This is a genomic window from Bacillus vallismortis (assembly GCF_040784915.1).
GTDB classification, from domain to species: Bacteria; Bacillota; Bacilli; order Bacillales; family Bacillaceae; genus Bacillus; species Bacillus subtilis_G.
In genome coordinates, this window is the sequence record NZ_CP160797.1 from 84,032 (window position 1) to 92,500 (window position 8,469).

8 protein-coding genes and 2 rRNA genes (1 of these 10 running past the window's edge) are annotated in these 8,469 nt (G+C 46.1%); all 10 read left to right on the forward strand.

All coding sequences use genetic code 11. The features are described 5' to 3' along the window. Positions 1-585, forward strand: a complete 585-nt coding sequence (gene pabA / locus ABZM97_RS00445) for an aminodeoxychorismate/anthranilate synthase component II (protein WP_087991855.1) — start codon at positions 1-3, stop codon at positions 583-585. Beyond that, entirely contained in the window at positions 585-1,466 is an 882-nt protein-coding gene (gene pabC / locus ABZM97_RS00450; RefSeq protein WP_087991854.1) for an aminodeoxychorismate lyase, read from the forward strand. The genes pabA and pabC overlap by 1 nt, the downstream gene beginning before the upstream one ends. Then, on the forward strand, positions 1,448-2,305 hold the full coding sequence (folP, locus tag ABZM97_RS00455) for a dihydropteroate synthase (protein WP_253268765.1): 858 nt from the start codon (positions 1,448-1,450) through the stop codon (positions 2,303-2,305). The genes pabC and folP overlap by 19 nt, the downstream gene beginning before the upstream one ends. Continuing rightward, positions 2,298-2,660, forward strand: a complete 363-nt coding sequence (gene folB, locus ABZM97_RS00460) for a dihydroneopterin aldolase (RefSeq protein ID WP_087991852.1) — start codon at positions 2,298-2,300, stop codon at positions 2,658-2,660. The genes folP and folB overlap by 8 nt, the downstream gene beginning before the upstream one ends. After that, positions 2,657-3,160 (forward strand): 2-amino-4-hydroxy-6-hydroxymethyldihydropteridine diphosphokinase, encoded by a 504-nt coding sequence (folK, locus tag ABZM97_RS00465; RefSeq protein ID WP_289346287.1) that lies wholly within the window; start codon positions 2,657-2,659, stop codon positions 3,158-3,160. The genes folB and folK overlap by 4 nt, the downstream gene beginning before the upstream one ends. Then, positions 3,112-3,330: a helix-turn-helix domain-containing protein gene (locus ABZM97_RS00470; protein WP_202329161.1), complete on the forward strand. Its 219-nt coding sequence runs from the start codon at positions 3,112-3,114 to the stop codon at positions 3,328-3,330. Before folK ends, ABZM97_RS00470 begins: the two co-directional genes overlap by 49 nt. Before the next feature lie 13 nt (positions 3,331-3,343). Then, the gene (gene dusB / locus ABZM97_RS00475) at positions 3,344-4,345 is read left to right on the forward strand and encodes a tRNA dihydrouridine synthase DusB (protein ID WP_087991849.1); all 1,002 of its coding nucleotides are present in this window, start codon (positions 3,344-3,346) and stop codon (positions 4,343-4,345) included. 91 nt (positions 4,346-4,436) lie between these two features. After that, the gene (gene lysS, locus ABZM97_RS00480) at positions 4,437-5,936 is read left to right on the forward strand and encodes a lysine--tRNA ligase (RefSeq protein WP_087991848.1); all 1,500 of its coding nucleotides are present in this window, start codon (positions 4,437-4,439) and stop codon (positions 5,934-5,936) included. A 370-nt stretch (positions 5,937-6,306) separates the two neighbouring features. Continuing rightward, a 16S ribosomal RNA gene (locus ABZM97_RS00485) occupies positions 6,307-7,856 on the forward strand. Positions 7,857-8,089: 233 nt separating this feature from the next. Then, a 23S ribosomal RNA gene (locus ABZM97_RS00490) occupies positions 8,090-8,469 on the forward strand (it continues 2,548 nt past the right edge of the window). The 16S and 23S rRNA genes sit together here, the layout of an rRNA operon.

The following is an 8,469-nucleotide window of genomic DNA, read 5'->3' on the forward strand; positions in this document are numbered from 1 at the left end:
ATGATTTTAATGATTGATAACTACGATTCATTTACGTACAACTTGGTGCAGTATTTGGGCGAGCTTGGGGAAGAACTGATTGTGAAACGCAATGACGACATCACGATCGAAGAAATTGACGAACTGTCTCCGGATTTTCTGATGATTTCACCCGGACCGTGCAGCCCCGATGAGGCAGGAATCAGCCTTGAAGCAATTAAGCATTTTGCAGGGGAAATTCCCATTTTCGGTGTATGCCTCGGACATCAGTCCATCGCACAAGTGTTTGGCGGTGACGTGGTGAGGGCAGAGCGGCTTATGCACGGAAAAACCTCGGATATCGAGCATGACGGCAAGACAATCTTTGGAGGTTTGAAAAACCCCCTTGTCGCGACTCGTTATCACTCGCTGATCGTAAAACCTGAGACGCTGCCAAGCTGTTTTACAGTAACAGCCCGAACGAAAGAAGGAGAAATCATGGCGATTCGCCACAATGATCTCCCGATAGAGGGTGTGCAATTTCATCCGGAGTCTATTATGACCTCCTTTGGGAAAGAAATGCTCAGAAATTTCATTGAGACATACCGCAAGGAAGTTATTGCGTGATGATATATGTTAACGGCCGGTATATAGAGGAGAAAGATGCAGTTCTTTCTCCTTTTGACCATGGATTTTTATATGGGATCGGTGTTTTCGAAACCTTCAGGCTCTACGAAGGCTGCCCATTTTTGTTTGATTGGCATATAGAAAGGCTTGAGCGTGCGCTTCAGGATCTGCAAATCGAATATACTGTTTCAAAGCATGAGATTCTTGAGATGCTGGACAAGCTGCTTTGGCTGAATGATATCAGGGATGGCAATGCCCGCGTCAGATTGAACATATCAGCCGGAATCAGCGATAAAGGCTTTGTTGCCCAGACTTACGATAACCCAACCGTTTTATGCATTGTGAACCAGCTGAAACCAGAAAGCCTTCCATTCCAAAAAGAAGGCAAGGTTTTATCGATACGCAGAAACACACCAGAAGGGCCGTTCCGGTTAAAATCTCATCATTATTTAAATAATATGTATGCGAAAAGGGAAATCGGAAATGATCCGCGTATCGAAGGGATTTTCTTAACGGAGGATGGAGCTGTCGCGGAGGGCATCATATCGAATGTTTTCTGGAGAAAAGGGAGCTGCATCTACACTCCGTCAATTGACACAGGTATTCTGGACGGCGTCACGAGACGTTTTGTCATTGAAAATGCAAAGAAAATAGGACTGGAGCTTAAAACGGGCCGATACGAGCTGGAAGCTCTTTTGACAGCTGACGAAGCGTGGATGACAAACTCGATTCTGGAAATCATCCCGTTTACTAAAATAGAAGAAGTAAACTATGCGGGCCAAAACGGAGAAGCTGCCTCTGCTCTTCAAACGCTTTACAAAAAAGAAATAAAGAACATGATTCATGAAAAGGGAGGAAGAGAATGGCGCGGCAAACGATAGACCAAACACAAGTAATCCACACTAAGCCCAGCGCTTTATCATATAAAGAGAAGACACTGGTAATGGGTATTTTAAACGTAACGCCTGACTCTTTCTCGGACGGCGGAAAATATGACAGCTTGGACAAGGCGTTGATGCACGCGAAAGAGATGATCGAGGACGGTGCCCATATCATTGATATCGGAGGAGAATCCACAAGGCCCGGCGCCGAGTATGTGTCAGAGGATGAGGAGATGTCCAGAGTGATTCCTGTGATTGAGCGGATCACAAAAGAACTGGGCGTGCCGATTTCTGTAGATACGTACAAGGCTTCTGTCGCAGATGAAGCTGTTAAAGCCGGTGCATCCATCATCAATGATATTTGGGGAGCGAAACATGATCCGAAGATGGCTTCTGTTGCAGCTGAACACAATGTTCCGATTGTCCTCATGCATAACCGACCAGAGAAAAATTACAATGACTTATTACCGGATATGCTATCGGACTTATTGGAGAGTGTGAAAATCGCTGTTGAGGCCGGTGTGGAGGAGAAGAACATCATTCTTGATCCGGGAATCGGTTTCGCGAAAACCTATCACGATAATTTGGCAGTGATGAACAAACTCGAAATTTTCAGCGGACTGGGGTATCCGGTGCTTTTGGCAACCTCCCGAAAAAGATTCATCGGACGTGTTCTGGATCTTCCGCCTGAGGAGCGGACTGAGGGCACAGGTGCGACTGTGTGTCTCGGCATTCAAAAAGGCTGTGACATTGTCAGGGTCCATGACGTAAAACAAATTGCCAGAATGGCGAAAATGATGGACGCGATGCTGAATAAGGGAGGGGAGCACCATGGATAAGGTCTATGTAGAAGGCATGGAGTTTTATGGATATCACGGTGTGTTCAAAGAAGAAAATAAGCTTGGTCAGCGGTTTAAAGTTGATTTAACCGCTGAGCTGGATTTAAGCAAAGCAGGACAAACAGACGACCTTGAACAAACGATCAACTATGCTGAGCTCTATCACGTATGTAAAGATATCGTAGAAGGGGAGCCTGTCAAATTGGTGGAAACGCTGGCGGAACGTATTGCTGAAACTGTTCTTGAGAAATTTCAGCCGGTGCAGCAATGTACTGTGAAAGTCATTAAACCCGATCCGCCAATTCCCGGACACTATAAATCAGTAGCGGTTGAAATCACGAGAAAAAAATCATGAACAACATAGCTTATATTGCGCTTGGGTCTAATATTGGAGATAGAGAAACGTATTTAAGGCAAGCGGTGGCATTGCTTCACCAGCATGATGCGGTGACAGTGACTAAAGTATCCTCTATTTACGAAACTGACCCGGTCGGATACGAAGATCAAGATGAATTTTTGAATATGGCTGTTGAAATCAAGACGTCGCTGAACCCTTTTGAACTTCTTGAACTGACGCAGCATATAGAAAATGAGTTAGGCAGAACAAGGGAAGTGAGATGGGGACCGCGGACGGCAGACCTTGACATTTTGCTGTTTAATCGTGAAAATATTGAAACAGAGCGACTAATTGTTCCGCACCCGAGAATGTATGAGCGTATGTTTGTCCTTGCTCCGCTTGTGGAAATTTGCCCGCAGGTTGAAAAAGAGGCAACAAGCGCGGAAACAGACCAAGAAGGTGTAAGAGTATGGAAGCAGAAATCTGGGGTAGACGAATTCGTGCATTCAGAAAGCTGAAAGGTTATACTCAAGAAGAATTTGCAAAAGCGTTAGGTATATCAGTTTCTATTCTCGGCGAAATTGAACGCGGAAACCGATTGCCGTCAGCTGCCATCATTCAAGGTGCAGCAGGTGTTTTAAATATAAGCGCGGACGAATTAGCGCCGCCAGAAAAAGATAACAAATGAAGGGAGGTTAAAAATGTTTAAAATCGGTGATATTGAATTGAAAAACCGTGTTGTGCTTGCCCCGATGGCTGGTGTCTGCAACTCGGCATTCAGATTGACTGTAAAGGAATTCGGTGCTGGATTGGTATGCGCTGAAATGGTCAGTGACAAAGCGATCCTTTACAACAATGCAAGAACCATGGGTATGCTTTACATTGATGAACGTGAAAAACCGCTCAGCCTTCAAATTTTCGGAGGAAAAAAGGAAAACCTTGTGGAAGCGGCAAAGTTTGTAGACCAAAACACAACTGCTGATATTATTGATATTAATATGGGATGTCCTGTACCAAAAATTACAAAATGTGATGCGGGAGCGAAATGGCTTCTCGATCCTGATAAGATTTACGAAATGGTTTCTGCAGTAGTGGATGCGGTTGATAAACCAGTTACAGTGAAAATGAGAATGGGCTGGGATGAAGACCACATTTACGCAATAAAAAACGCACAAGCTGTAGAACGTGCGGGCGGAAAAGCAGTTGCGCTTCACGGCCGGACAAGGGTGCAGATGTACGAAGGAACGGCAAACTGGGACATCATCAAAGAAGTAAAACAATCAGTATCGATTCCGGTTATCGGAAACGGAGATGTCAAAACGCCGCAAGATGCTAAGCGTATGCTTGAGGAAACAGGAGTAGACGGTGTCATGATTGGACGGGCCGCACTGGGCAATCCGTGGATGATTTACCGTACGGTTCAATACCTTGAAACAGGTGAATTAAAAGAAGAGCCGCAAGTACGCGAAAAAATGGCGGTATGCAAACTACACCTTGACCGCCTGATTAACTTAAAAGGTGAAAACGTAGCGGTAAGAGAAATGAGAAAACACGCTGCTTGGTATCTAAAAGGTGTAAAAGGCAATGCAAAGGTTCGTAATGAAATCAATCATTGCGAGACAAGAGAAGAGCTTGTACAGCTTTTAGATGCATTTACTGTTGAAGTTGAGGCAAAAGAGCTTCAAGACGCAAAAGTAGGATAATACTCACCTCTATTTGCTGCTCACTGCCAGTTTTGTGCTGGCAGTTTTTCTGCTTCTTTCATGAAACAATATCTGTAATGGAGTGATAACAATGAGTCAAGAAGAGCAAAACCATGAAGAATTGAACGACCAGCTGCAAGTCAGACGCGATAAAATGAATCAGCTGAGAGATAACGGCATTGATCCGTTCGGTGAACGTTTTGAGAGAACTCATCAGTCTCAGGAAGTTATTTCGGCATATCAAGATCTAACCAAAGAAGAGTTGGAAGAAAAAGCGATTGAAGTTACAATCGCAGGCCGTATGATGACAAAACGCGGCAAAGGAAAAGCCGGCTTTGCGCATCTTCAGGACTTAGAAGGCCAAATCCAAATCTACGTAAGAAAAGACAGTGTTGGTGACGAGCAATACGAAGTCTTCAAGTCTTCTGACCTCGGTGATCTTATCGGCGTGACCGGAAAAGTCTTCAAAACAAATGTAGGCGAATTGTCTGTTAAAGCAACTTCTTTTGAATTGCTGACAAAAGCGCTTCGTCCGCTTCCTGACAAATACCATGGTTTGAAAGATGTTGAGCAGCGCTATCGTCAGCGCTACTTGGACCTTATCGTAAATCCAGACAGCAAACATACGTTCATCGCACGAAGCAAGATCATTCAAGCTATGAGAAGATACCTTGATGATCACGGATACTTAGAAGTAGAAACACCAACAATGCACAGCATTCCTGGGGGCGCTTCTGCACGTCCGTTTATCACCCATCACAATGCGTTAGATATTCCGCTCTATATGCGCATCGCAATCGAATTGCACCTAAAACGTTTGATTGTCGGCGGATTAGAAAAAGTATATGAAATCGGCCGTGTTTTCCGTAATGAAGGTGTCTCTACACGTCATAACCCTGAATTCACGATGATTGAGTTATATGAAGCATACGCGGACTATAAAGATATCATGAGCTTAACTGAAAACCTCGTTGCTCATATCGCCCAAGAAGTGCTTGGAACAACTACGATCCAATACGGGGAAGAACAAATCGACCTTAAACCGGAATGGAAAAGAATCCACATGGTTGATGCGGTCAAAGAAGCGACTGGCGTTGATTTCTGGGAAGAGGTTTCTGTTGAACAAGCGCGTGAATATGCAAAAGAACATGGCGTAGAGATTAAAGATTCTATGACAGTAGGCCATATCATTAACGAGTTCTTCGAACAAAAAATTGAAGAAACGCTTATTCAGCCAACGTTTATCTACGGACACCCTGTAGAAATCTCTCCTCTTGCTAAGAAAAATCCTGAGGACCCGCGTTTCACAGACCGTTTTGAACTGTTTATCGTTGGCCGTGAACATGCAAACGCGTTTACTGAGCTGAACGATCCTATTGATCAAAGAGAGCGCTTTGAAGCGCAATTAAAAGAACGTGAAGCCGGTAACGATGAAGCTCATTTAATGGATGAAGACTTTGTTGAAGCTCTGGAATACGGTATGCCGCCAACAGGAGGTTTAGGCATCGGTATTGACCGTCTGGTTATGCTGCTGACCAATGCACCTTCTATTCGCGATGTGCTGTTATTCCCGCAAATGAGACAGCGTTAATAAAGAAGAGCGGCATCTCTATTTAAGGGATGCCGCTCTTTTTAAATTCTTAAGTATTTCTTCAAAAAAACTATTGCACTATTATTTACAAGGTGGTATATTATTATTCGTTGCCGCTAAACAAGGCGATAACGAAAAAAACTTTGAAAAAAAGTTATTGACTTCACTGAGATAATGAGATATAATAATAAAGTCGCTTAAACGAAGTGAACAAAATGATCTTTGAAAACTAAACAAGACAAAACGTACCTGTTAATTCATTTTTTTATAAATCGCACAGCGATGTGCGTAGTCAGTCAAACTAGGCCTGCACAACGCAGGTCACGCAGGTGTCACCGCAGGATGCGGTGGACTTAACCTGTGATCCATTTTATCGGAGAGTTTGATCCTGGCTCAGGACGAACGCTGGCGGCGTGCCTAATACATGCAAGTCGAGCGGACAGATGGGAGCTTGCTCCCTAATGTTAGCGGCGGACGGGTGAGTAACACGTGGGTAACCTGCCTGTAAGACTGGGATAACTCCGGGAAACCGGGGCTAATACCGGATGCTTGTTTGAACCGCATGGTTCAAACATAAAAGGTGGCTTCGGCTACCACTTACAGATGGACCCGCGGCGCATTAGCTAGTTGGTGAGGTAACGGCTCACCAAGGCAACGATGCGTAGCCGACCTGAGAGGGTGATCGGCCACACTGGGACTGAGACACGGCCCAGACTCCTACGGGAGGCAGCAGTAGGGAATCTTCCGCAATGGACGAAAGTCTGACGGAGCAACGCCGCGTGAGTGATGAAGGTTTTCGGATCGTAAAGCTCTGTTGTTAGGGAAGAACAAGTACCGTTCGAATAGGGCGGTACCTTGACGGTACCTAACCAGAAAGCCACGGCTAACTACGTGCCAGCAGCCGCGGTAATACGTAGGTGGCAAGCGTTGTCCGGAATTATTGGGCGTAAAGGGCTCGCAGGCGGTTTCTTAAGTCTGATGTGAAAGCCCCCGGCTCAACCGGGGAGGGTCATTGGAAACTGGGGAACTTGAGTGCAGAAGAGGAGAGTGGAATTCCACGTGTAGCGGTGAAATGCGTAGAGATGTGGAGGAACACCAGTGGCGAAGGCGACTCTCTGGTCTGCAACTGACGCTGAGGAGCGAAAGCGTGGGGAGCGAACAGGATTAGATACCCTGGTAGTCCACGCCGTAAACGATGAGTGCTAAGTGTTAGGGGGTTTCCGCCCCTTAGTGCTGCAGCTAACGCATTAAGCACTCCGCCTGGGGAGTACGGTCGCAAGACTGAAACTCAAAGGAATTGACGGGGGCCCGCACAAGCGGTGGAGCATGTGGTTTAATTCGAAGCAACGCGAAGAACCTTACCAGGTCTTGACATCCTCTGACAATCCTAGAGATAGGACGTCCCCTTCGGGGGCAGAGTGACAGGTGGTGCATGGTTGTCGTCAGCTCGTGTCGTGAGATGTTGGGTTAAGTCCCGCAACGAGCGCAACCCTTGATCTTAGTTGCCAGCATTCAGTTGGGCACTCTAAGGTGACTGCCGGTGACAAACCGGAGGAAGGTGGGGATGACGTCAAATCATCATGCCCCTTATGACCTGGGCTACACACGTGCTACAATGGACAGAACAAAGGGCAGCGAAACCGCGAGGTTAAGCCAATCCCACAAATCTGTTCTCAGTTCGGATCGCAGTCTGCAACTCGACTGCGTGAAGCTGGAATCGCTAGTAATCGCGGATCAGCATGCCGCGGTGAATACGTTCCCGGGCCTTGTACACACCGCCCGTCACACCACGAGAGTTTGTAACACCCGAAGTCGGTGAGGTAACCTTTTAGGAGCCAGCCGCCGAAGGTGGGACAGATGATTGGGGTGAAGTCGTAACAAGGTAGCCGTATCGGAAGGTGCGGCTGGATCACCTCCTTTCTAAGGATATATTACGGAATATAAGACCTGGGGTCTTATAAACAGAACGTTCCCTGTCTTGTTTAGTTTTGAAGGATCATTCCTTCAAAAACATAGGAGCACCTGCTAAATGCGCCACATCTGTGGGAACGCATGTGTTAGCATGTCCTATACGTTGTTCTTTGAAAACTAGATAACAGTAGACATCACATTCAATTAGTAATACAAGATATCACATAGTGATTCTTTTTAACGGTTAAGTTAGAAAGGGCGCACGGTGGATGCCTTGGCACTAGGAGCCGATGAAGGACGGGACGAACACCGATATGCTTCGGGGAGCTGTAAGCAAGCTTTGATCCGGAGATTTCCGAATGGGGAAACCCACCACTCGTAATGGAGTGGTATCCATATCTGAATTCATAGGATATGAGAAGGCAGACCCGGGGAACTGAAACATCTAAGTACCCGGAGGAAGAGAAAGCAAATGCGATTCCCTGAGTAGCGGCGAGCGAAACGGGATTAGCCCAAACCAAGAGGCTTGCCTCTTGGGGTTGTAGGACACTCTGTACGGAGTTACAAAAGAACGAGGTAGATGAAGAGGTCTGGAAAGGCCCGCCATAGAAGGTAACAGCCC

What these genes read in the sequence shown, in the direction of transcription:
- pabA (WP_087991855.1), top strand. Translation starts at nt 1, where the DNA reads ATGATTTTAATGATTGATAACTACGATTCATTTACGTACAACTTGGTG.
- pabC (WP_087991854.1), top strand. Translation starts at nt 585, where the DNA reads ATGATATATGTTAACGGCCGGTATATAGAGGAGAAAGATGCAGTTCTT.
- folP (WP_253268765.1), top strand. Translation starts at nt 1,448, where the DNA reads ATGGCGCGGCAAACGATAGACCAAACACAAGTAATCCACACTAAGCCC.
- folB (WP_087991852.1), top strand. Translation starts at nt 2,298, where the DNA reads ATGGATAAGGTCTATGTAGAAGGCATGGAGTTTTATGGATATCACGGT.
- folK (WP_289346287.1), top strand. Translation starts at nt 2,657, where the DNA reads ATGAACAACATAGCTTATATTGCGCTTGGGTCTAATATTGGAGATAGA.
- ABZM97_RS00470 (WP_202329161.1), top strand. Translation starts at nt 3,112, where the DNA reads ATGGAAGCAGAAATCTGGGGTAGACGAATTCGTGCATTCAGAAAGCTG.
- dusB (WP_087991849.1), top strand. Translation starts at nt 3,344, where the DNA reads ATGTTTAAAATCGGTGATATTGAATTGAAAAACCGTGTTGTGCTTGCC.
- lysS (WP_087991848.1), top strand. Translation starts at nt 4,437, where the DNA reads ATGAGTCAAGAAGAGCAAAACCATGAAGAATTGAACGACCAGCTGCAA.